The organism is Dyella sp. SYSU CM1112 (assembly GCF_058216415.1).
On record NZ_JBZEGI010000001.1, the window covers coordinates 126,297 to 149,645 of the forward strand.

General features: G+C 58.9%; 18 protein-coding genes. 8 read left to right on the plus strand and 10 right to left on the minus strand.

Annotation, left to right across the window (positions count from 1 at the left end):
• Positions 1-80: 80 nt before the first annotated feature.
• Positions 81-1,697: an amidase gene (locus AC4HNJ_RS00730; protein WP_490477607.1), complete on the minus strand. Its 1,617-nt coding sequence runs from the start codon at positions 1,695-1,697 to the stop codon at positions 81-83.
• A 167-nt stretch (positions 1,698-1,864) separates the two neighbouring features.
• Between AC4HNJ_RS00730 and AC4HNJ_RS00735 the strand changes: the two genes are divergently transcribed.
• Positions 1,865-2,542: a c-type cytochrome gene (locus tag AC4HNJ_RS00735; RefSeq protein WP_490477608.1), complete on the plus strand. Its 678-nt coding sequence runs from the start codon at positions 1,865-1,867 to the stop codon at positions 2,540-2,542.
• Positions 2,539-3,828, plus strand: a complete 1,290-nt coding sequence (locus AC4HNJ_RS00740) for a c-type cytochrome (RefSeq protein ID WP_490477609.1) — start codon at positions 2,539-2,541, stop codon at positions 3,826-3,828. Before AC4HNJ_RS00735 ends, AC4HNJ_RS00740 begins: the two co-directional genes overlap by 4 nt.
• A gap of 102 nt (positions 3,829-3,930) precedes the next feature.
• On the opposite strand, the gene AC4HNJ_RS00745 is transcribed toward AC4HNJ_RS00740, so the two are convergent.
• The 3 genes from AC4HNJ_RS00745 to AC4HNJ_RS00755 all read right to left on the minus strand — a co-directional run bounded on the left by AC4HNJ_RS00745 (position 3,931) and on the right by AC4HNJ_RS00755 (position 9,093).
• Positions 3,931-5,112, minus strand: coding sequence for an efflux RND transporter periplasmic adaptor subunit (locus tag AC4HNJ_RS00745; protein ID WP_490477610.1), 1,182 nt, complete (start codon positions 5,110-5,112; stop codon positions 3,931-3,933).
• 8 nt (positions 5,113-5,120) lie between these two features.
• Positions 5,121-8,306, minus strand: a complete 3,186-nt coding sequence (locus tag AC4HNJ_RS00750) for an efflux RND transporter permease subunit (RefSeq protein WP_490477611.1) — start codon at positions 8,304-8,306, stop codon at positions 5,121-5,123.
• Between the two features lie 238 nt (positions 8,307-8,544).
• Positions 8,545-9,093 carry a mismatch-specific DNA-glycosylase gene (locus tag AC4HNJ_RS00755; protein WP_490477612.1) on the minus strand — a complete coding sequence of 183 codons (549 nt, stop codon included), beginning with the start codon at positions 9,091-9,093 and terminating at the stop codon, positions 8,545-8,547.
• A 121-nt stretch (positions 9,094-9,214) separates the two neighbouring features.
• Here AC4HNJ_RS00755 and rng point away from each other — a divergent pair, with 121 nt between their 5' ends.
• The 4 genes from rng to AC4HNJ_RS00775 all read left to right on the plus strand — a co-directional run bounded on the left by rng (position 9,215) and on the right by AC4HNJ_RS00775 (position 16,754).
• Positions 9,215-10,702 (plus strand): ribonuclease G, encoded by a 1,488-nt coding sequence (gene rng / locus AC4HNJ_RS00760; protein WP_490477613.1) that lies wholly within the window; start codon positions 9,215-9,217, stop codon positions 10,700-10,702.
• Between the two features lie 24 nt (positions 10,703-10,726).
• A complete protein-coding gene (locus AC4HNJ_RS00765) occupies positions 10,727-14,626 on the plus strand; it encodes a YhdP family protein (protein WP_490477614.1) in 3,900 nt (1,299 codons plus the stop codon).
• 77 nt (positions 14,627-14,703) lie between these two features.
• Positions 14,704-16,143, plus strand: a complete 1,440-nt coding sequence (gene tldD, locus AC4HNJ_RS00770; protein ID WP_490477615.1) for a metalloprotease TldD — start codon at positions 14,704-14,706, stop codon at positions 16,141-16,143.
• A gap of 32 nt (positions 16,144-16,175) precedes the next feature.
• The gene (locus AC4HNJ_RS00775; RefSeq protein ID WP_490477616.1) at positions 16,176-16,754 is read left to right on the plus strand and encodes a Rossmann-fold NAD(P)-binding domain-containing protein; all 579 of its coding nucleotides are present in this window, start codon (positions 16,176-16,178) and stop codon (positions 16,752-16,754) included.
• Between the two features lie 162 nt (positions 16,755-16,916).
• Here AC4HNJ_RS00775 and yjgA read toward each other — a convergent pair whose 3' ends face one another.
• Both yjgA and AC4HNJ_RS00785 read right to left on the minus strand, forming a co-directional pair.
• Entirely contained in the window at positions 16,917-17,450 is a 534-nt protein-coding gene (yjgA, locus tag AC4HNJ_RS00780; protein ID WP_490477617.1) for a ribosome biogenesis factor YjgA, read from the minus strand.
• 43 nt (positions 17,451-17,493) lie between these two features.
• A complete protein-coding gene (locus AC4HNJ_RS00785; RefSeq protein ID WP_490477618.1) occupies positions 17,494-17,733 on the minus strand; it encodes a DUF1653 domain-containing protein in 240 nt (79 codons plus the stop codon).
• 130 nt (positions 17,734-17,863) lie between these two features.
• On the opposite strand from AC4HNJ_RS00785, the gene pmbA reads away from it, so the two are divergent.
• Both pmbA and AC4HNJ_RS00795 read left to right on the plus strand, forming a co-directional pair.
• Complete coding sequence (gene pmbA, locus AC4HNJ_RS00790; RefSeq protein WP_490477619.1) at positions 17,864-19,234, plus strand: metalloprotease PmbA; 1,371 nt, start codon at positions 17,864-17,866, stop codon at positions 19,232-19,234.
• A 107-nt stretch (positions 19,235-19,341) separates the two neighbouring features.
• Positions 19,342-19,776, plus strand: a complete 435-nt coding sequence (locus tag AC4HNJ_RS00795) for a DUF4870 domain-containing protein (RefSeq protein WP_490477620.1) — start codon at positions 19,342-19,344, stop codon at positions 19,774-19,776.
• A gap of 34 nt (positions 19,777-19,810) precedes the next feature.
• Here AC4HNJ_RS00795 and AC4HNJ_RS00800 read toward each other — a convergent pair whose 3' ends face one another.
• The 4 genes from AC4HNJ_RS00800 to AC4HNJ_RS00815 all read right to left on the minus strand — a co-directional run bounded on the left by AC4HNJ_RS00800 (position 19,811) and on the right by AC4HNJ_RS00815 (position 23,331).
• Positions 19,811-20,062: an exodeoxyribonuclease VII small subunit gene (locus tag AC4HNJ_RS00800; protein WP_490477621.1), complete on the minus strand. Its 252-nt coding sequence runs from the start codon at positions 20,060-20,062 to the stop codon at positions 19,811-19,813.
• 103 nt (positions 20,063-20,165) lie between these two features.
• A complete protein-coding gene (gene tilS / locus AC4HNJ_RS00805) occupies positions 20,166-21,470 on the minus strand; it encodes a tRNA lysidine(34) synthetase TilS (protein ID WP_490477622.1) in 1,305 nt (434 codons plus the stop codon).
• Entirely contained in the window at positions 21,467-22,216 is a 750-nt protein-coding gene (locus tag AC4HNJ_RS00810; RefSeq protein WP_490477623.1) for an NYN domain-containing protein, read from the minus strand. Before AC4HNJ_RS00810 ends, tilS begins: the two co-directional genes overlap by 4 nt.
• A gap of 158 nt (positions 22,217-22,374) precedes the next feature.
• Positions 22,375-23,331 carry an acetyl-CoA carboxylase carboxyltransferase subunit alpha gene (locus tag AC4HNJ_RS00815; RefSeq protein ID WP_490477624.1) on the minus strand — a complete coding sequence of 319 codons (957 nt, stop codon included), beginning with the start codon at positions 23,329-23,331 and terminating at the stop codon, positions 22,375-22,377.
• Between the last annotated feature and the right edge of the window lie 18 nt (positions 23,332-23,349).

Genomic DNA, 23,349 nt, shown 5'->3' on the forward strand with positions numbered 1-23,349 from the left:
ACCTCCATGTTTGGTATGAAGGTTCACCCTGGCTATCCGTCTGGCCGAAGCGAATAGGTTTCGACCAGACGGACGGCTATTCAATGAGTCTCTACGGGCACCGGCGCGTAGGACTTCCCGTCCACAGTCGCCAGGAACTTCGGTGCTTGCCACGCATGAGTGTGTTGCTCAAAGCCGTAAGCGATCGAAATCAAGGTTGGCTCGCTCCATTTGGCTCCAAAAAACACGATGCCTACCGGTAGGCCATGCACCCATCCAGCGGGTACGGTGATCGAGGGATAGCCGGCGACTGCGGCGGGTTGTGATGCGCCACCGATAGTGGGGTTGCCGCTGACGATGTGATCGCCAAGCACCAGGTCGGTCAGGTAGGCGGGTCCCCACGAAGGGGCAAGCAATGCATCGAGATGGTTGGCTTGCAACGCGGCATCAATTCCCTCCGGGCCCGATAATTGTTTCGCTTTTGACAGCGCTTCCAGATAGGCCTTATCAGTAAGCGGTCCCTTCGTCTCTGCCTGCTCGAATAAATCCTGCCCGAACCAAGGCATTTCACGTGCTGCTTCGCGTTTATCAAAGGCAATCAGGTCGGCAAGCGTTTTTACTTGCAGCCCTTTGCGTCCAGCGAGGTAGGCATTGAGATCATGCTTGAAGTCGTACAGCATTACCGTCATTTCCGGATCGCCAAGTTCAGACAGATGCGGCAATGTCACCGGATCGACGATGATCGCGCCTTGCGCCTTCATAGCGGCGATGGCTTCGTCGAGCACACGATCAGCATTCGGTTCGTTGCCGGCCAATTGACGCACTACACCGATGCGCTTTCCGCGCAATCCATTCGGATCCAGGAAACGCGTGTAATCCGTAGCATGCTTGTCGGCATCGGCGGTAGCGGGGTCGCGCGGATCGCTTCCGGCCATGGCGGTTAATAAGATCGCCGCGTCCCTGACGTTACGTGCCATCGGACCGGCAGTGTCCTGATTATGGCTGATCGGGATGATGCCGCTGCGACTGACGAGACCCAAGGTCGGCTTGATGCCCACGATACCGTTCATCGATGCCGGGCAGATAATCGAACCGTCGGTTTCCGTGCCCACTGCTACAGGCACCAAGCCTGCCGCAACGGCAACGGCAGAGCCGGAACTCGAACCGCATGGATTACGGTCCAACGCATAGGGGTTGCGTGTTTGCCCACCGCGCCCGGTCCAGCCGCTGCTCGCGTGGCTGGAGCGAAAATCAGCCCATTCGCTCAGATTGGCCTTACCCAGAATGACCGCGCCGGCCTTGCGCAAGCGTGTAACCAGTGCCGCATCTTCCGGAGCCGGTGCCCCCATCAATGCCAACGAGCCTGCCGTGGTCAACGTACGGTCACCGGTATCGATATTGTCCTTCAGCAGTACAGGTATGCCGTAAAGCGGGCCGTGGGATGACGTGCGTTTTGCATCCAATTGAGCAGCAATCTTCAAGGCGTCCGGGTTCAACTCCAAAACGGATCGCAAGGTGGGACCGGATTGATCGATATGCCGTATGCGCGCAATGTCGTACTGCACCAGCGTTTTGCTGGTGAGTTTGCCGGCCTCCATGTGTTGCTGCAGCTGGGGCACGCTCTGCCATGCCAGGGAGTCATTGTCTTTTGCCAAAAGCAAGAAAGAGGGAAGCGTAGTAAGCGCGAGCGCAGCGCACATCAACGACAGACGGATCATGGCAAGCTCCGAAGCAAGTCAGGCGTGGGTTCTGTGACACGATGACGCAGCATAACTGCAGCAAGACTATTTCGCGCGTGGGGTCCTCCTATACTCGCCGCATGCGAACGCCTGATAAGCCCGCCTGGTCTGGTGCTCTCCTGCGATGGCTGTTGCTATGTGCCTGCATGGCGGGGGCCCGGTTCGTGTCGGCCGACACGACGACAGTACCTGATACCTTGCAGCAACGCATCGCCGCGTGTACTTCCTGCCATGGCATCCATGGCGAGGGATCGCAGGGAGCGGGTTTTTTTCCGCGGCTCGCGGGTAAACCGGCTGGCTACCTGGCGCTACAGATACAGAATTTCCAACGCGGGTTGCGCAAATACGCCCCCATGGAATACACCGTCCGGCTGTTGAGCCCCGCCTACATCCATGAGATCGCAGACTACTTTGCTGCTCAGCAAGTGCCATATGAGCGCAAGCCGGTTCCCGAGCTCGCGCCAGCCGTCCTGCAACGTGGAGCGCAACTCGTAAGGTCCGGCGATCCACGCCTTGGTGTACCTGCCTGCGAGACCTGCCATGGAGCGCAGTTGACCGGGACGGAGCCGGTCGTGCCCGGTCTGGTAGGTCTGCCCTACGACTACATCAGTTCCCAGCTTGGCTCGTGGCGTACCGGCACCCGTGCGTCAGCGCCACCGGACTGCATGGCCGAGATCGCCAATCGGCTGACACCTGCCGACATCACTGCTGTTTCAGCTTGGCTGGCAAGTCACATGGTACCGCCGGATGCGCATGCGCAAGCGGCAGGTTCCATCAAGCCTCCTTTGCATTGCGGTGTGCTCGAGTCGAGGAGTGGCGCATGAAACGCTTGCGCTCACTCTGGTTTCCCTGTGTGCTGATCGTCATCGCCTTTGCCGGCGGCTGGTGGCTGGCGCATCGTTATCCCCAAGCCGGCTTATCGCCGGAAGATCCTGTCATCGCGAAAAAAATAAAAGACGTCACTGAGATCGACAGGGGACGTTATCTTGCGACGGTAGGCGACTGCATTTCCTGCCATACGGCGCAAGGCGGCTTGCCTTACGCAGGGGGACGGATGCTTGGCACGCCGTTCGGCGCTATCCCTGCACCCAATCTCACGCCAGACCCGACGACCGGTCTGGGACGATGGAACTTCAATGATTTCTGGCGTGCCTTGCACAACGGCATAGGTCGACATGGCGAGCCGCTGTATCCCGCCTTTTCCTATACCTCCTTTACCAAGATCACGCGCGACGATGCGCTCGCAATCTACGCGTATCTGCGTTCGTTGCCCGCCGTGCACCGGGCTGCACCGCCGCTGCAATTGCGCTTTCCCTACAATGTGCGCGGTGCGCTTGCTGCGTGGCGGGCTATGTATTTTCAGCCTGGGATCTATCAGTACAGCTCCTCGCAGTCGGCAACTTGGAATCGTGGTGCTTATCTGGTGCAAGGACTTGGACATTGCAATGAATGTCACGCTGCACGTGGAGCCTGGGGTGAGATGGACACTCACTTGCCGTTGTCCGGTGGCGAAATTCCCGCGCAGGATTGGTATGCGCCGGATCTGAGCACGCAAGCGAACGGTGGCTTGCAAGGCTGGAGCAAGCAGGACATTGTCGATTTGTTGAAGACCGGCCAATCCTCCAAAGGTGCCGCTTTTGGACCGATGGCGGATGTGGTGGCAAGCAGTACACAGCACTTGCACGACGATGATCTGCAGGCCATGGCCGAATACCTGCGGTCGCTGCCTGCGCGCAGCAGGCCTGCGCCGCCTGCAGTGAACAGCGATGAAGCGTTTGTTGATCAAGGCGAAGCCATCTATACGCAACGTTGCGCAAACTGCCACGGTAAAGACGGCACGGGTGTTGCAGGGGTGTATCCGCCGCTAGACGGCAATGCCGACGTGACCGAGCCTACGGGCATCAACGCAGCACGTATCGTGCTCCTGGGCGGGTTTCCACCTGTCACCGAAGGAAACCCGCGGCCGTATTCCATGCCGCCTTATGCGCAACAGCTCAGCGATGCGCAAGTCGCTGCGGTAGTGGCCTATATTCGCCAAGCTTGGTCCAACCACGGCTCAGCACTTCAGGAACGAGATGTCATCAAATACCGGCATACGCCGATCGATTAAAGATGCATCCACTGGGGCGAATTTGCGAGAAAACGCCTGCTCGGCTGAGGCGCTTGAATCGCCAGCAAGACCTCAAGCCTGCGGCACAATGAAGACACCCGCTCAATGCCCAAGACGTTGCTGCTGCACTTGATTGGGTGTCGTGACATTGATCTGCTGGCCTTCATAAAGCGAATCCGAAGGGCTGAGTACGATCCGGTCCTGATCGTTCAAACCTTGCGTGACTTCTACCGTATTGCCGAAATCACGCCCGAGCATTACAGGCTGCAAATGGACATGCCGATCTTTGACCAGTGCAATACGTAAACCCTCGCTACGGAACAATAGCGTATTGGCAGGGACGATGAAGTTGCGCGTGGCGGTTGCCAGTGCCAGCTTGACGTTGGCATAAACGCCCGGCACCAAAGCACGATTAGCGTTGTCGACGTCGATTTCCGTTCGCAACGTGCGCGTATTCGGATCGAGCGCATCGGCGGTACGCGCCACCTCGCCAATGATCGGTTTTGCACCGTAGGTATTCAGGCTGACTTCGGCATGCATGCCGACATGCACACTGGCGGCATAGGTTTCCGGCACATCCACATACACACGCAATGTGCTGGTGTCGGCAATGACGAAAAGGTTGCTGCCGGTGGAGCCCGCATCGACCAGCGCGCCAACATCGAGATTGCGCTGCGTGATCACACCATCGAAGGGTGCGTCGATATATTTGAAGTCCTCAAGATTTTGCAGATGAGCCACGTTAGCCTGATCGGCCTGTACGGTGGCGACGTCGGCCGTGTACTGCGCCCTGTACTGGTCAGCCGTCTGCTGTGCTACGAGGCCTTGCGCGGCCAGCTTTGCATACCGGTCGGCAGTGACCTTGGCGAAGGCCTCATTGGCCTGATCGGTCCGCATTTGCGCTTTGCCTTGCAAAAGCTGGTTGTCTACGTCGGGCGTATCCAGGTCAGCCAGGCGCTGTCCTTTCTTTACCCGTGCACCGATGTCGACATACCACTTGGCGACATATCCGGTCGTGCGGGCATAAATCTGCGCGTCCTGCCATGAAGCTACTGTACCGGGCAAAGTCAGCACCTGATCTCTCGGGGCGGCTTTGGGCAGGATCGTGGCTACTGTGGGTATAGCGTCACTGTCGGTCTCTTGCACAAGCTCTCGGTGCGCATGCACTCGTTTGACGATGCCGAATACCGCGAGCCCGACCAGCACGACACCGAGCCCGATAAGAACAAGCCGGGCGCCGCGCGAGGGCTTGGCGGCATGATGCGGAACATGTGTATTAGGCATAAAGGATCTCACACTGCAGCCGCATCAAGGCGCGCCTGGCGGCGCCGATGCAGCAGGCTGAAGAAAGTCGGTACGAAGAACAGGGTGGCTGCTGTAGCAAGCAGCAAGCCGCCGATGACGGCACGCCCCAGAGGAGCGTTCTGCTCGCCGCCTTCGCCGAGGCCCAGCGCCATGGGCACCATGCCGATGACCATTGCCAAGGCGGTCATCAGCACGGGGCGGAAGCGCTGGAAACCGGCTTCAACCGCAGCGCGCACGGGATCGCCATGATGGGCCAGGCGTTCGCGCGCAAAGCTGATCACCAGAATGGAGTTGGCCGTCGCCACGCCCATACACATGATCGCGCCCATCAGGGCCGGTACCGACAGCGGCGTTTCGGTCAGGAACAGCATCCATACCAGACCGGCCAGAGCCGCCGGTAAGGCCGCGATGATAATCAGCGGATCCAACCAACTCTGGAAATTCACCACGATAAGCAGATAGACCAACACAATGGCGAAAGCGAGGCCGCCCAACAGACCTTTATAGGAGGCTTGCATCGTCTGTACTTGCCCGCGCACATTGATGTTGACGTCCCGCGGCAGATGTTTGGCATGTGCATCGACGATGCGCTGTACAGCACTTGCCACGCTGCCGAGATCGGTTTTATCGACCGAGGCATAGAGATCCATTGTTGGACGCGTGCTGTAATGCGTCACGATCGCCGGACCGTCACTGCGCGAAAAACTGGCGAGGTTTTCCAGGATCTGAGGGCTTACGCCACCGGTAGAGCTGCTACTGGCCACACCACTGCCCGACGTGCTGGTAATGGGCAAATCTTTCAACTCCTGCAGTGTATCGATCCGATATTGCGGAGCCTGTGTGGCAATCGTGTAACTGATGCCCGTTTTAGGGTCCACCCAGAAAGTGGGGCTGACTTGCGAAGAGCCCGCTAGCGCCGTAAGCAGGTTGCTGGCCACATCTTGTGTCGTGAGCCCCACCAGGCTGGCTCGGGTGCGATCGATATTGACGTTGATCTGCGGAAGGTTGAGCGCTTGCTGGATACGCAGGTCAACGAGTCCAGGCACCGTCAACAAATCGCGATAAAGCTGTTGAGCCACTTCCGCTGACGCCTTGGCATTGTGGCTGGACACCTGCACGTCGATTGGTGCGGGAGCGCCGAAATTCAGAATCTGCCCGACCATGTCCGCTGGCAAAAACGAGAAAATCACGCCCGGGTATTTTTTTGCCAGTTGCTGACGCAGACTGCGCACGTAATTGATAGTGGGATGGTGATCCTCGTTGAGTGTCACGAAGATATCGCCATCCGACGTACCCACCACACCTGTGTTGCTGTAGGACAGATTGATACCGCTATAAGGCAAACCCAGCGTGTCGACGATACTCGCCAGTTCCTTCTGGGGTATGGTCTGGCGAATCACGCTTTCAATGCCGTCGGCGAGTCGCGCCGTTTCTTCAATGCGCAGTCCTACTGGTGCGCGGAAATGCAGTTTGATCTGGCCGCCATCGACGTAGGGGAAAAAATCACGGCCTAACCATGGCACCAGCAATCCTACCGACAGCGCACAGCTGGCGAAGAACAGTATGGCGAACAAGCCGCGATGACGTTCGGTCGTTTCCAATGCGCCGCGATAGCCCTTACGCAGACGTTCGAAACGCCGCTCGAACGCGAGCTGGAAGCGGCCGAGAGGGCCGGTTGGCTGGGGCGCGTGATCATGTTTCTTGAGCCAGTACAGCGACAGAGTGGGCACCAGCGTACGAGACAGCACATACGACGCAAGCATGGCGAATACCACCGCTTCCGCCAGAGGCGCGAACAGGTATTTGGCGACACCGCCCAGGAAGAAGATCGGCACGAACACGATGCAGATCGAAAGCGTGGATACGAAAGCGGGCACGGCGATCTGATGCGCACCTTCCATGATGGCGTCGTAGACCTCCTTGCCTTCTTCCAGATGCGAATTGATGTTCTCAATCGTTACCGTGGCGTCGTCGACCAGGATACCTACCGCCAGTGCGAGTCCGCCCAGCGTCATGATGTTGATTGTTTCTCCCAAGGCCGACAGCGCAATGATCGAAGCCAGGATGGAGAGCGGTATCGAAATCGCAATGATCAGGGTTGAGCGCCACGATCCCAGGAACAGCAGGATCATCAAACCCGTCAGGCCTGCAGCGATGACGCCTTCGCGGATGACGCCGGCAATAGCCGCACGCACAAACAGCGATTGATCCGACAGGGAATGGATTTTCAGGCTGGGCGGTATCGCTGCGCGTATCGCCGGCAGCATCCCCTTCAAGCTATCGACAATGTCCAGCGTCGAGGCATCGCCGATCTTGAGAATCGACATCAACACCGCGCGCTGACCATTTACACGCACGATATTGGTTTGCGGAGGCGAGCCGTCATGAACGTGTGCGACATCGCGAATGTAAGTGGTGATGCCGTTGACAGTACGAATCGGTGCGTTGTTCAGTTCTTCAATCTGTTGAGGGCTGCCATTCAATCGCACGCTGTATTCGGTGTCACCGATTTTTTCGGTACCGGCGGGCAAAATCAGGTTCTGCGCACCGATGGTGGCTACGACATCGCTAGGCGAAAGCCCGTGCGCAAGCAATGCTTGCGGATTGATATCCACTTCCACTTGTCGCTGCTTGCCGCCGTAAGGATAAGGCGTGGCGGCGCCGCGTACAGATGTCACGAAGGTGCGGACAATCTGATTGGCATCATCAAAGATGGTTGTTTCCGACAGTTCTTTCGATGACAAGGCAAATTGCAACACCGGCACCGTCGAAGCGTTATAAACCAGGATCAACGGTGGAGTGATACCTTGCGGCATCGATCGCAACACGGTTTGCGATATGGCCGTGACTTGCGCCACCGCCATGTCGATCTTCACATTGGGCTGAAAATAAACCTTGACCAGGCCAACGCCGTTGAGCGATTGCGTCTCGGTATGCTCGACGTCGTTCACCGTCGTGGTGATTGCACGCTCGAAGCCGGTGATGATGCGATTGTTCATATCCTCCGCGGGCAGACCGGTGTATTGCCACACCACGGACACCACCGGGATATCGATGTTCGGGAAGATGTCGACCGGCGTGCGGAGAATCGCCAATGGACCAAGGATCAATAGCAGCAGCGCCAGAACGATAAAAGTAAGCGGCCGCTCAAGCGCGATTTTGACAATCCACATAACCGATGTATTCCATCAGCTTCTCGGGCGGAGATGTCCGTCGATGGCCGCTGACTTAACTAGGAAGTTGCCGGGAGAATAGCAGCCTAGACAATTTTCATGATGGCAACCATATGCCAGACGCAATGCGTTTTTCCGCACGTATTTGCGGTTTTGCTCAAAAGCTCGAACGTGTATCACCGCATATCGGTGCGTCCGTTTTGGGCTCCTGCCCAGTGCGTAAAAAAAGATGCGCGCGTTAGTGTCGTCTGAGCGTCTTTACGTAAGCGGCCAGCGCGATCCAGTGCGTCCAGTCCCAGTGCCCGCGTGCCTGCCCGGATGGAGAGGGCAGTACGAATACGTTGGTGCTGCCGAATGCCCGTTCCTGCAAGCCGTAAGTGATTTCGACGCCTAATGCGGCGCGTGCAGCGTTCTTACTGGTGAAGGCGATGACGCGTGGAGCGTGTTGGTCGATCTTGGTTAGCAGGCCTGGCACGTCAAAAGCGTCTTTCGGAAGCTCATTGTCGTTGCCGGCGTGACGTTTGGCCAGATCGGTCAGACCCATGCCAAAGGAGGGCAGCAGGGGGAATTCCTGCGGGGCGAGCAGCCGGGGAGTGAGACCGGCCTGAAACAGGGCACGCCAGAACATGTTGCCCGGGTGGGCGTAATAGGCTCGCTCTGCGGCAGACCGCCTCCCTGCCGCGGTTCCACAGAACACTAGCTGCAATCCCGGGCGTAATACGTCAGGGAGAATGGGGCGGCTCGGCTCGGCCTGGTTGACTGATAAACGGTGGTCAGGGGGACTCATACCATTACTTTACCGAACGCGGCAGTACAGCATGGAACCATGCATCGCGCATCGACAGTGCTCGCACACAGCCGTTATAAATGCAGAGGGGTGCGAGCACCCATTAGCTTCGGGGAAGTCGGTGAGCGAAGAAATCCTGATCAATGTGACCCCACGCGAGACGCGAGTCGGCGTGGTGGAAAATGGCATGCTGCAAGAATTGCACGTGGAGCGCGCGTCGCGGCGTGGTTATGTCGGGAATGTCTACAAAGGTCGGGTGCAGCGCGTTATGCCCGGCATGCAGGCGGTCTTCGTCGATATTGGCCTAGAGCGGGCGGCGTTCCTGCACGCTTCCGACATCGTGCGGCCACCGCTGCCCGAAGGGGCGGACCTGCATCCTGCGAATGGCGGGGGCAATGGGCACATGCCCTCCATCAGCGAGTTGGTGCATGAGGGCCAGGAAATCGTGGTACAGGTGGTGAAGGACCCCATCGGCACCAAGGGGGCCCGGCTATCCACCCATCTTTCCATTCCTTCGCGTTACCTCGTGCTACTGCCGCACGCGCGCACCTTGGGTATCTCCACTCGCATCGAGGACGAGAATGAACGCCAGCGCCTCAAAGAGGTACTTACGTCGTTGATTGGCGAAAACCCGCTTGGCTATATCGTCCGCACCAATGCAGAAGGACAGTCGGCCGAATCGCTGGCGTTCGATGTCACTTATCTCGGCAAGGTCTGGCGAGTCGTGCAGGAAAATATTGCGAAGGCCAAAGTCGGTGACCGCGTCTACGAAGAACTGTCGTTGCCGCTACGCGCCCTGCGCGACCTGCTCAATGACGATATTGAGAAGGTACGCGTCGATTCGCGCGAGACCTTCGAGAAAGTCACCAAATTCGTGCACAAGTTCATGCCAAGTCTGGACGATCGCATCGAGCACTATGCGGGTGAGCGACCCATTTTCGATTTGTATGGTGTGGAAGACGAAATCCAGCGGGCGTTGCGCAAGGAGGTGCCGTTGAAGTCAGGTGGCTATCTGATCGTCGACCAGACAGAGGCGATGACCACCATTGACGTCAACACGGGTGGCTATCTTGGTACACGCAATCTAGAGGAAACCGTTTATCGGACTAACCTGGAAGCGGCGCAAGCGGCGGCGCGTCAGTTAAGGCTGCGCAACCTGGGCGGCATCATCATCATCGATTTCATCGACATGACAGATGAGGAACATAAACGGCAGGTCATCCGCATGCTGGAAAAAGGGTTGGCGCGCGATCACGCCAAAACCACGGTCTATCCCATGTCGCAGCTGGGGCTGGTGGAGATGACACGCAAGCGCACGACTGAGAGCCTGGAGCGTCAGCTATGCGAACCCTGTCCGGCATGCATGGGGCGCGGCACGGTAAAAACGGCCGAAACGGTGACCTACGAGATATTCCGCGAGATCACCCGCGCGGTCCGTCAATTCAACGCCGAAAAATTGCTCGTCATGGCTAGCCCAAAAGTAGTGGGGCGCATTCTCGAGGAGGAGTCCACTGCGGTAGCCGAATTGGAAGAGTTCATCTCCAAAAGCATACGCTTCCAGGCGGAGGAGCATTACTCGCAGGAACAGTTCGATGTCGTATTGCTATAAGCCGGCTCTCAGTGTGGGCGTCCGGTGAACGTGCGTCGACACTCGGTGGTACATCGTTTTACGCGCGCACTCGGCTGGACAGTGGGCGTGGTGGTCATTGTGCTCGCCATCATGGCGGCGCTGGCGCAAGTGCTGCTGCCTTTGCTGGCCAAACATCCTCAGTGGGTCGCCGAAACACTTGGCAATCGGCTACAACGTCAAGTCAGCTTTGTTTCCCTGCAAGGACGTTGGGAGCCTTCCGGACCGCGTTTCGTGATGCACGATGTCACCATCGGACCAGGCATGGGGGGGAGCCCCCTGCACATCCCCGAAGTCGATCTGAAGCTGGATTTTGGGGGCTGGCTGCTGCCATCGCGGCATCTATTGAACCTGCAGGCCAGTGGGCTGGAGTTGGACCTGACGCGCGACGTGAGTGGCCGCTGGCATGTCAACGGCATCGGCGCGGCAGGAGGGAGCGAACGCCAAAACGTTTCATTTGGCCATCTTTCGGTCGAACTATGGCTAGACAATCTGCGTGTCGATATCGAGGATCAGCTTCTCCATAAGCACTACACGTTACTTGCCGACCAGTTGCGCCTGACCCATCAAGGCAGCCACGTTCGTGTAGGTGCGCGCGTGCGTCGGCTTGGCACCGCGGGATCTCTGCAGGCGGCCGGGCGCTTCCGCGACGATGGTGCCAGCGGGCGACTCTGGCTGGCGGCGCGAAACGTCGATTTTCATGGCATGGTCGCGGGCTTCGACCTGGGTGGGTACACCATCGATAGCGGCCACGGCAATGTCTCGGTCTGGATGGATTGGCACCACAGCCAAATTGTGCGTGATCTCTTCCAACTCCATGTCAGTGATCTGGCGGTCACCAGTCCCACGGGTGTCAAAGCCGGGGTGACAGATCTGAACGGTGTTGCGGAACTCAGCCGCCAGGAAGGGGGCTACACCGTTCGCTGGGTGGATGGCGATGGCGGTGCCTTGCGTGTCGACATCCGTCACTTTGGCACGCCCCAGGCCGATATCACTGCCGTAGCCAGTCATCTGCAACTTGCGCCACTGATGCCGTGGCTAGGCTTGAAGCCCGGGCTTTCACCCGGATTGGCACAATGGGTGGCGAGTGGGCGGCCCCACGGGCAAGTGACGCGAGCGACCTTTCACTGGAGCGCGGTGAGAGGATTGCAAAGTTTGTACGGCGCGTTCGACAACCTTGGTATGACATCGGTAGGCAAGCTGCCGGGTGTGGATCATTTGCATGGTGAAGTGCGCGGTGATGCAGAGGCGGTGTCGCTTGAGCTGCCTGCGCAAGCCATAACGATCAGTGCTCCGCACATCTTCCGCAACCCATTCGTAATGAGCCAGCTTGGAGGCAGCATTGCGTTTTGGCGTGATGATGAGGCAACCCATATCGGTATTTCGAGCCTGGATTTCGAAGGCGAGGGTTACGGCGGCAATGCCCAAGGTGACATTGCATTGCCGAGTGCGGGAGGACGTCCGTTTCTGGACGTCTATCTTGCGCTGACACATGCGGACATTAGCGCTGCAAAGCTGTTTTGGCCGATAGAGGGATTATCTCCCCGCGCCATTGGATGGCTGGATCAGGCGCTCGTTTCCGGCACAGTCGATGATGCGGCAGTGCTGGTGCACGGGAGTTTGGCGAATTGGCCGTTCCATCACAATGAAGGACGTTTCGAGGCGCATGCTGATATCAGCGACCTCACGCTGGATTACGGCAAGAGCTGGCCAGCGGCGCAACACGTGGACGCTACCGCCAACTTCATCGACATGGGCATGCTGGTGGAAGCCAGCAAGGGTGATTCGCTAGGCGTAAAAGTAAGCCGGGCCGTGGCAGTGATTCCCGAGCTGGGTCACGCGACGCTGGATCTCAATGTGACAGGCGAAGGCAATGCATCCGATCTGCTGAATTTCGTCAGCCATAGCCCGATCGCCAACAAGCATGCGGATGTACTTTCCAAGCTCAACCTGGGAGGCACCGGCAACTTCGATTTCCATCTGTCGCTGCCGACAAAGGATATGCATGCCTTCCTGCTAAACGGCACGGCGAACCTGAAGGATGTCGACCTTAGTGCGCCAGCATGGAATCTTCAGCTCGATCAGATGAATGGTCCAGCAAGCTTCGACGCCCATGGATTCCATGCTGGCCCGCTTGCCGGCGGATTCCGGGGTGAACCGTCACAAATGGATCTCGCCATTGGCAGAGCGACGAACGACCCGGGTGTCGTGATGTCCGCCAGTCTCGATGGCAGCTATGCCGTTTCGGAATTGCTGCAGGGATATCCGCAACTGAAATGGCTGGGTGATATCGCGAACGGACGTGGCCCGTTCACCATCGGCTATCAAATTGCACATGCGGCGGATCAGGGTTCGGACGTCCAAACACTGAGTATCGATTCGCCCTTATCGGGTGTGGCGTTGAAATTCCCCGTGCCACTGGACAAGCCGGCAGAAAGTACGCTGCCCTTGCACGTGTCGATCGGCATGCCCGTTGCAGGCGCGGATATGCAAGTAAGTCTTGGAGACGTCATGCGGGGACGGTTGCGTTTGCCTGCCGGTGATCAGTTGCCGCTTGCCGCGACGTTCGCCTTCGGTGACCAGATGCCTGACAACCTTCCAGCGAAAGGCATGCGCATTCGTGGCCATGCATCCGAGCTGGATGTGACGGGATGGGTCAAGCAATCCATCGGCGGTGCAGCGAGCGGCAACGGCATGAGCCTGGAGACCATCGACGTCACGACCGATCATGCCGAGATGTTTGGTCGGGACTTCACACAGATGCAGATCCAGGCCAAGCCGACAACGGACACGCTTGAGCTCGACGTGGACAGCAAGCTGGCAGCGGGTCATTTCAGCGTACCGACAGTGGAGCTAAGCAAGCGCGGCATCACTGCGCGCATGCAGCGTCTTTACTGGCCCAAGCAACCTACGGCGCCGGCACCGAAACCCGGTGAGGCGCCTGTGCCGGTGCCCGTGACGGACCCGGCCAATACGGGCATCGATCCGGCCGGGATGCCGCCTTTGCATATCTGGGTGCACGATTTGCGCTTGGATGATGCCAAGCTGGGTGAAGCGCGGCTGGAGACCTGGCCGACGCCTAATGGCATGCACATCGATCAGCTTTCTACGCAATCGCGAAGCGTGCAGATCAGCGGCAGCGGTGATTGGAACGGCACGCCGACCCAAAGCAGTACCCATCTACGTGTGGATTTTGATGCACACAATATCGGGCAGATGCTTAATGCGTTCGGCTATGACGGTATCTTCGATGGCGGCAAGACGCATGCGCAGCTCAATGCGACGTGGCCGGGAGGACCGTGGGCATTCGAACTCGGCAATATGGATGGCACACTGAGCGTGGCGGTCAGCAATGGCAGCATTCCCAAAGCCTCGCCAGGCGTGGGCGGACGCCTTTTCGGGCTTGCTTCGGTGGCTGAATTTCCCCGCCGACTGTCTTTCGATTTCAACGACGTATTCGGCAAGGGTTTTGGCTTCGACTCCATCACCGGTGACTTCAAGCTCAGCAACGGCAGCGCCTATACGAATAATCTGAAAGTGCATGGGCCGGCTGCGGAAATCACCGTTACCGGTCGCACGGGGTTACGCCGCCGGGACTATGACCAGCAGGTCGTCATCATTCCGCATATCGGCAACAGCCTGCCGGTGGTTGGCGCGGTGGTGGCCGGACCGATCGGTGTTGCAGCGGGGTTGGCTGTGCAGACCGTGTTGGGGAAGGGGCTCAATCATGTTGCCATTCAGCGCTACCACGTCACCGGCAGCTGGGACAAACCGGTCTTCACGTCGACAGGATCAAGCCCGCAAGAGAAGACGGTACCTGCCAACCCTCCCAAGGCAGCTGCTGGAGCGAGCACGACTACCGCGCCAGCGGCCTCTTCCACGACCGGCCAGCCGGCCCATCCTTAGCGATGGGATGCGCGCTCTTTAAGCGCCCGGTTTAGCCCATACTTCCTTCACTAACGCATTCTCACGGTAGCTATCGCATGAAGTCCCTTATCGCCCAAGCTGAAAGTCGCCTGCTCGCTCCTGGCGGTCTGGCCACTGGTGACCTTGAGCGGGTTTTTACGCAGCTTATGGGTCCTTCCATCGATGCTGCCGATCTCTACTTCCAGCATTCTCGCAGTGAATCCTGGGTACTGGAGGAAGGCATCGTCAAGGATGGCAGCCATGCCATCGAACAGGGTGTGGGCGTGCGCGCCATGAGCGGCGAGAAGACAGGCTTCGCTTATTCCGATGAGATCGTGCTCCCGCAGTTGCTGGAAGCTTCCAAGGCTGCTCGCGCCATCGCACAAGGCGGCAACGGGGCCGGTCGGCCGTTGGCCGTCAATGGCATCAAGCCGCTCTATCCCGCCATCGATCCGGTAGACAGTTTGCCCAACCCCGAGAAGATCACTGTATTACGTGAAGTAGATGCCTATGCGCGTTCGCGCGACTCGCGAGTGAAGCAGGTCATTGTGAGCTTGAACGCCACGCTCGATACCGTACTCATTGCCGGCTCGGACGGCACGCTGGCCGCGGACGTCCGCCCGTTGGTGCGCTTGAGCGTACAAGTGATCGTTGAACAGAATGGCCGGCGCGAGCAGGGCTATGCAGGCGGCGGTGGTCGTTACGGTTACCGCGAGCTGCTGGAAAACGGGCGCGCCAAGGCATTTGCGGACGAGGCTGTACGCCAGGCCCTGGTCAACCTTGATGCCGTGGATGCTCCCGCTGGCGCCATGACGGTGGTGTTGGGGCCGGGTTGGCCCGGCGTGCTGTTGCATGAGGCCATCGGTCACGGCTTGGAGGGCGACTTCAATCGCAAAGGCAGCTCGGCGTTTGCCGGACGTATCGGTGAGCGGGTGGCGGCACCAGGCGTGACTGTTGTGGATGACGGTACCTTGCCCGGTCGTCGCGGTTCGCTAAGCGTCGATGACGAAGGGACGCCGACCTCATGTACTACGCTGATCGAGGACGGCATCCTCAAGGGCTACATGCAGGACAAACTCAACGCGCGCCTGATGGATATGGCACCCACCGGCAATGGCCGGCGGGAATCATTCGCACAATTGCCGATGCCGCGTATGACGAATACCTACATGCTGGCGGGGGAGCGCGACCCGCAGGAAATCATTCGTTCGGTGAAAAAAGGTTTGTACGCTGTGAATTTCGGCGGCGGCCAGGTGGACATCACCAACGGCAAGTTCGTGTTCTCGGCCAGTGAGGCGTACTTGATCGAGGATGGCAAAGTGACCGCGCCGGTGAAAGGCGCCACGTTGATCGGCAGCGGTCCAGATGTGCTTACGCGCGTGTCGATGATCGGCAATGATCTGGCGCTCGACGAAGGCATCGGTGTGTGCGGAAAGGATGGGCAGAGCGTCCCGGTAGGTGTGGGCCAACCGACACTGCGTGTGGAAAGCATGACGGTGGGTGGTACCGCATCCTGATCTGCCACGTAATGATCGGCTGAGTAGTGTGGATGGGACGTCCTTTCGAGCCGGGCTGGCAGCATGCCATGGTGGTCGGGGGCACTGGCATGTTGGCCGGTGCCTCGCGCTTCATCACAGCGCATGCTCGCGTTGCTTCGTGGTTGGCACGGTCTCCTGAATCTCTCGCGGCAGCGACCGAGGGCATTCCCCGCAGCGAGCGATGCGCTCGTCTCGTGGTGGATTATCGGGAGGTGACTGCGTTCGCACGATGCATCGCGGCGCGGGTCGCCGAGGTGGGCAGTCCTGATTTTGTGCTGGCCTGGTTTCACAGTGAAGAGCCAGCCTTGAGGCTGGCAAAGCAATTGGCCGCGTATGGCACGCCTCTACGCTTCTTCCATGTGCTGGGCAGCGACGATGCCCGGCCGGATTCCAACATGCGTGCGCGGCGTGCCCGCTTTGAGGTGCCGGGGCTGGCTTATCGATCCATTGCGCTAGGTTTCATGCACGACCCATCCGGTTCGCGTTGGCTGACGCACGAAGAAATCTCACACGGTGTGATAGAGGCCGTGCATTCGGACGCCTTGGCAAGCACGGTGGGGATGCTTGATCCGTGGTCTCTGCGCCCGTGACGTCGCGTGGCCAGGGCCTGTTTACACTCCTGGCAACGCGAACGGCTGCGTCTATTTGCGCTGCCATACCGCGTCATCGCTCAGTCGTGTACTGACGTACACGCCTTCGCTCTTCCCTGTCGGGCGCGCAAACAGCAACCACGCCAGTAGTGTAAACAGACCCTAGTTTTCCTGATCGCCAGTCGAAGCAGCTTCCTTGAGCAGTTGGAAGATTTCTCGATAAGCACGCGGTGGCTTGTTCGTATCGCGCTCAACCCGCGCCTGGCGGATCAATGAACGGACATGCTGGCGATCGATAGCAGGATGCTGATTGATAAACTCCTGCAGTGCTTCATCGCTTTCCAGCAAGCGTTCGCGCAGCGCTTCCAAACGATGCATCGTTGCGGTTTCTTTTCGCTGCTGGTCACGGTTTTCTCCCAGCATGGCGCGCGCAGCATCGAATGTTTCGTCATCATGCCGCCGCATGACTTTGGCGAGAAAGCCAAGCTGGCGTTTGCGTGCGATGTGCGAGTTGATCCGGCGCAGTGCGTCGATTTCGCGCATTACGTCTTCAGGCAGCTCGGCACGCGCCAACTTGCTCGGCGGCAGTTCCGACAGTTGAGTGGCCAATGCCAACACGGCCAGCGCTTCTCGCCGTTGCTGGCTGCGTGTAGGGCCGTAGTCGTGGTCGGGATCGTCGGTGTAAGTACGGTTCACGGCGGTTTTCGTTCAACGCTCTGGAAGGGAGGGGAATGTCGATTCATTCTGCGCCGGCGCTTCTGGTCGGTTCGGCATCGACCAGCGCGAAACGCGGAATCGGCTCGCCGTCCAATTCCACGGTTTCGGCAAACATGGTGGCCGGGCGGACCCACAAACCGTGGTCGCCATAAAGCGCTTGATAGACAACCAGCTCTTCCATGGTTTCGCTGTGACGGGCAGTGCCGATCACGCGATAACTCTGGCCCTTGTAGTGACGGTAGATACCTATGGCTATGGACATGAGCCGCTCCTGTGGCAACCTTTCAAGTATTGGCAACGGGTCTGGGCGGCCCCATGTAGCAAAACCTGACCCATGGCTCAGAACTCGGGTCAGGCTCTTATTGTATCCATTAGCTCAGCAGGAAACTCACGTGAATGATGTTGCCATCAGCCAGGACAGCAGCCAAAAAGAGCTCGATCGATTGGCCGGGTTGGCCGAGGACGTGATCCGTCGTGCTCGTGCTGCCGGCGCCAGCCAGGCTGAGGTTTCGGCGAGTGTCGATACCGGCCTCAACGTGAACGTGCGACTTGGCGAAGTGGAAACGGTAGAGCACACGCGTGATCGCGGTTTCGGTTTGACCGTGTATTTCGGGCAGCGCAAAGGCTCGGCGAGCACCGCCGACCTTCATGCGGATTCCATCCAGGCCACGTTGGATCAGGCTTGCGCCATCGCACGCTATACCGAAGAGGATCCCGCTGCCGGACTTGCCGACGGGTCGCGCATGGCCACGCAATTTCCCGATTTTGATCTGTGGCATCCCTGGGCGATCGATACCGTCGACGCCATCGAGCTGGGCCAGCAAATCGAGTCTGCCGGGCGCGCGCATACGGGCGTCACGAATTCCGACGGTGCAAGTGTGCAGATGGGTGAAAGCCTGTCTGTCTACGCCAACTCGCATGGCTTCATCGGGCGGGAGCGCGGTACGCGGCACTCGCTGTCGTTGTCGCTGATTGCCGGTGACGAGGCGGGCATGCAACGAGATTACTGGTACGACAGTGTACGCAGCGCCGATGATTTTATGAGCGCGCGCGAATTGGGCGATAAAGCAGCCGAGCGCACGCTTGCGCGATTGGGCGCGCGACGATTGTCGACACGGCAAAGCGCAGTGCTTTTTTCGCCTGAGGTGGCGAGAGGATTGATCGGCCACTTGATTGGCGCAGTCAGTGGCGGGGCACTCTATCGCCACGCCAGCTTTCTGCTCGATCATGCCGGCAAACAAATCATGCCGGCGTGGCTCAACATCGTGGAACGCCCGCATCTGCTGCGTGGACAGGGTTCCGGAGCCTTCGATGCAGAAGGTGTTGCGACGCAAGACAGCGCCCTGATCGAAAACGGCGTGCTGGCTCGCTACGTGTTGGGCAGCTATTCGGCGCGAAAACTGGGACTGGAATCCACCGGCAACGCTGGGGGGATTCACAATCTGGTGGTTGAGCCGGGACACGCCGATGGTGGTGCGGCGGACGACTTTCGCGGCATGCTTGGCCGTCTCGGTACAGGCTTGCTGGTGACCGAAGTCATGGGGCAGGGCGTCAACACGATTACCGGCGACTATTCACGCGGCGCGGCGGGCTTCTGGGTGGAGAATGGCGAGATCGCCTATCCCGTGGAAGAAATCACGATTGCTGCCAATCTGCGCGACATGTTCATGGGCATTGTGGCGGTTGGTGGTGATGTGGATAAGCGCTCGCATGTGCTCACCGGCTCGATTCTGCTGGATCGTATGACGGTGGCAGGCGAATAGCTCACTTCGTCTGGCTCGGGATGGGCGCAGCAAGTTCCTGCGCAGCCTGCTAGGATGATGCCGCACCGGCATCGGCCGATGTCTGCACGACTTGCCAGGAGATGCGTATGAGCGTTCCGCCCGAGTCTGTGGTACCGCCTCCGCCGAGTGAGCCGTTCGGTGGCGATATTCCCGCCGAGGAACGTACCTGGGCCATGTTGGCCCATTTGTCGGCCTTGCTGGGTGGTTTGCTTACAGCGTCGTTCGGTCGCGGATGGGCCTGCTTCGTCGGGCCACTCGTGATCTGGCTGGTCAAGAAGGACACTATGCCCTTCGTCAATGATCAGGCCAAGGAGGCGCTCAATTTCAACATCACCGTAGCGATTGCTTCACTGGTGCTGCTGGTTTTGTCGATCGTCACCTTCGGCATCGGCTTAATCGTGGCGATTCCGCTGTGGGTGATCATCGGCGTGGCGTGGCTAGTGCTCACCATCGTTGCCGCCATTAAAGCGAACGAAGGCGTGCGCTACCGTTACCCATTTACGTTGCGGTTTATCAAATAAGCCGGTGTGCTCCCCCTCAAAAAGAAGGGGAAACTCAGGGTTCGAACGGCTCGGTATTTTCCGGTGCATCCGGATCGAGCAACAGGCGCACGCGCAGTTCGGCCTGGTCGAGCGCCTGCTGGCAGTGCCGATAGAGTCCGATGCCACGTTCAAAGGCGCTGAGTGATTCATCCAGGCTCATTTCACCGCCTTCCATCCGTGCCACAAGCTGTTCGAGTTCGTCGAGGGAACGCTCGAAATCAGCGACAGGGGTGGTTTCAGCGGGAGCAGAAGTGGACTTGGCCATGGCCGGAACGCTAACGCAGCGCACGAACGGAATCAATCACTGCCCTCGTACAACCTCGCGAAACATTTGTGCCGTGCACGCTTCCGAGGGTCCAGTGCCTATTCTAACGACCGGGACGCCAGCGTGGGCGTACGCCAGCCTCGCGAAAAATCGCCTCGGCGCGCGCACTCAACCAGCGGTCCGCAACGGCAATCAACCTGTCACCTTCGTAGAGGAGTGGGCATGCGTCGCGCTGCCATGGGGGAATCGCTCCGCTCTGAAAGAGTGCGCGTAATTCGCGGGTATAACGATCACCAGCCGGCTTGATACGTTCGCCGCCGCGGCGCCAGCGTATGTGCAGCGCGAAAGGAAGCTTTGCGCAAGGTTCCAAGCTCAACAAACCACCATCAGGCAAGGTCATCGATTCGCCATGCCAGAGCATGTCACTGGGTGCCCCGCTTTGTTTGACAGGTGCCATCGCCCACAGACGATATCTCCACACGTGGACTTCGGCTCCGGACCATTGAATGCATGGTTGTTGTCCATCCTGGGCTACACACTGCCGTTCGATCTGCCGACGCTGTGCGGTGGTCGGTGCAGGTAAGCCCTGAGCATGCAGCCAATAAGCCAGCAGCGGATCACGCAAGGCGGATGGCAGGGCAAGCCAAGCCCGAGCGTCCAGACTGTTCGTCGTGTCATCGCGCAAGGTTTCCAAGGCACTGAGCCAATCTTGTTGCAAGGTATCGGCAGCAGCCCTGCAGAGCATGGCGCTATGCGTGATCGAATGAGCCGCTTGCGGCCAGTTTGCTTTGAGCAGCGGAATTACTTCATGACGCAGATGATTGCGCGCGAGTCGCCGGTCATCGTTGGACGGATCCTGCACGCAGGGCAGACTGTGTGCTTCAACGTATGCGCGTAGCGAGTTCCGTGATAAAGCGAGCAAGGGTCGCCACGCGATACCGCGCCCAAGCGGGCGTTCAGGACGCATGCCGCCAAGTCCCTCCGGTCCGGCGCCACGCAACAGTTTGAGCAGGACTGTTTCGACTTGATCGTCCTGGTGATGGCCGAAAACCAGTCGTTCGTCGGCATGCAGATGTTGGATGAAAACGGCGTAGCGCGCATGCCGGGCAGCAGCTTCCAGGCCGATGCCGACTGAGTGATCTACGTTGGCGACATGCACGTCGCACACCAGTCCCAAGGCCGCGCAGAAAGCTTTGCAATGCGCTGCCCAGCGCACACTTTCTGCGTGTAAACCGTGATCCACATGCAAGGCGCGCAAACCGCGCGCGCGCGCTTCGGGTAAGTGCGCCAGGGCATGCAACAAGGCAGTGGAGTCCGGGCCGCCGCTGTAAGCGACGCAAAGCGATCCGTCCGGATGAGCGTGCAGTGCCTGTTGCAAGGTATGAACTAAAGCCTCGCCGCTGTTCACACACCACCGCTTTTCTTTTTGTTGCGCACATAGATGGCTTTGGGCCGGCCTTCGCCAGGGCTACGTCGATCGAGTTCGAACAGATCGATCGCGGCAATCAGGTCACTCAGCTTTCCATAACCGTAACTGCGCGGATCGAAATTGGGACGTTGTTTGGTGGTGATCGAGCCGACCCCGCCCAGTCCTGCCCATCCTTCGTCGTCAGACGCGGCATCAATAGCGTTACGCAGCAAGTTGATCAGCCCACTGTCTCTTTTTAATTGTGCTGGTGCGCGCGGTTTGAGCGGTTGTTCTTCGTCCGGCTTCGATGCAAGGATTTCGGTGTAGATGAATTTGTCGCAGGCCGCGACGAAAGGCTCAGGTGTCTTGCGTTCGCCGAAGCCATAAACGGTAAGGCCCGACTCGCGAATACGCGCGGCCAGGCGCGTGAAGTCGCTATCGCTGGAGACAATGCAGAAACCATCGAATCGGCCGGAATAAAGCAGGTCCATGGCATCGATGATCATGGCCGAATCGGTGGCGTTCTTGCCGCTGGTGTAACTGAATTGCTGGATCGGTTGGATCGATTGCGTGAGCAATTGTTCCTTCCAGCTTTTCAGGTGATTGCCGGTCCAGTCGCCATAGGCGCGCTTCACATGCGCGGTGCCGTATTTCGCCACCTCGGCCAGCAATCCGTCGGCGATAGCCGGCTGCGCATTGTCGGCATCGATCAGCACGGCGAGTTTGGTGGCTTGATCGTTGGCCATGGATGCTTTTCCCTAGGGACCCGGCAGGATGGTAGCGCGCGAGCGGCCCGTGCGAGACGGGCGCTGCTGAAATGCGCCTGGGCCAGTTCAATCACTCGATCCCGGTCAACCCACTGGCCATCATCTCCGCGGATACGGGAGCTTGGCTTACAAGCCAGCTATTCCTGATAGGCGCCGTAGCCACGCAGGCGACGATAGCGCTGCTCCAGCAATTCAGGCGCCGGGATGGCTTCCAGCTTGTCCAGTTCGTTCAGCAGTACGGCTTTCAGACGTATCGCCATCGAATGCGGATTGCGATGGGCACCGCCGAGCGGCTCGCGGACTACTTTGTCGACTAGGCCCAGTTCCAGCAGGCGCGGGGCGATCAAGCCCAGAGCTTCGGCTGCGTCTTTGGCTTTTTCTGCACTTTTCCAAAGAATGGAAGCGCAGCCCTCAGGCGAAATCACGGAATAGGTGGAGTACTGAAGCATGATGGTGCGGTCGCCAACACCGATCGCGAGCGCGCCACCGGAGCCGCCTTCCCCTATCACGGTACAGATGATCGGCACTTTCAGTTCAGCCATTTCGAGCAGATTGCGCGCGATAGCCTCGCTTTGACCACGTTCCTCGGCGCCAACGCCTGGGTATGCGCCAGGCGTATCGATCAAAGTCAGTAATGGCAGCTTGAAGCGTTCGGCTAGCTTCATCAGGCGTAGCGCTTTGCGATATCCCTCGGGCCTTGGCATGCCAAAGTTACGGCGTACCTTACCTTTGGTGTCGCGCGCTTTCTGATGGCCGATGATGACGACGGACCGTCCGTTTATACGCCCCAAGCCACCCACAATGGCAGCATCGTCGGCAAACGCACGATCACCCGCCAGCTCGTGGAACTCCTCGCACATCACTCCGATGTAGTCGAGTGTGTAGGGCCGAGCCGGATGGCGTGAAAGCTGGGTGATCTGCCAAGGTGTAAGCGCACGGAAAATATCCGCGGTCTTGAGCTTGAGCTTTTCACGAAGACGGCCGACTTCATCGTCGATATTGAATGCCTGGCCGCTGCTGGCGTGCTGGAGCTCCTCGATCTTGGCCTCCAGCTCGGCAATCGGTTGTTCAAAATCGAGGAAATTGGGATTCATTCGGTCACTTACGTGGCA